Annotated in this window: 1 protein-coding gene; it reads right to left on the reverse strand. The window is 51.5% G+C overall.

Annotated elements, in window-relative coordinates:
• Positions 1-351, reverse strand: a 351-nt coding sequence (locus Q4563_RS16105) for a GIY-YIG nuclease family protein (RefSeq protein ID WP_336623041.1), incomplete at its 3' end; no start/stop codon positions are given.
• Between the last annotated feature and the right edge of the window lie 105 nt (positions 352-456).

The raw sequence follows: 456 nt of genomic DNA on the forward strand, positions 1-456 counted from the left end.
GCGGTAAGCCAACAGAGGGAAAGCATGGGCGGACAGGTGCAGATAGGGGTAGGACTTATCATCTTTCAGCAGGATGTTGTACGGTGGCCGATGCTGTTTGATCAGCGTTTGTTCCAACAACAAGGCTTCGGCTTCACTGGCCGTTACAGTCACTTCAATATGATGAATACCTGAGACCAAAGCCACGGTCTTACTGTTCAGCCCTCGCGAGCGAAAATAGCTGGCAACCCGGTTTTTCAGGTTTTTGGCTTTGCCGACATACAGCAGTTGCTGGTCGACACTGTACATCCGATAGACACCGGCCCGCTGGGTCAGTGTCTTCAGAAAGGCAGGGATATCAAATTCGGTCATCAGCTACCGCTGTTGGCATCGATCAGTCCATGACGAATAGCCAAACGTGTCAACTCCACATCGCCATCGATCCCCAGCTTTTCTAACACCCGATAACGGTAGCTG

The sequence above is a fragment of the Gilvimarinus sp. 1_MG-2023 genome, from assembly GCF_030548285.1.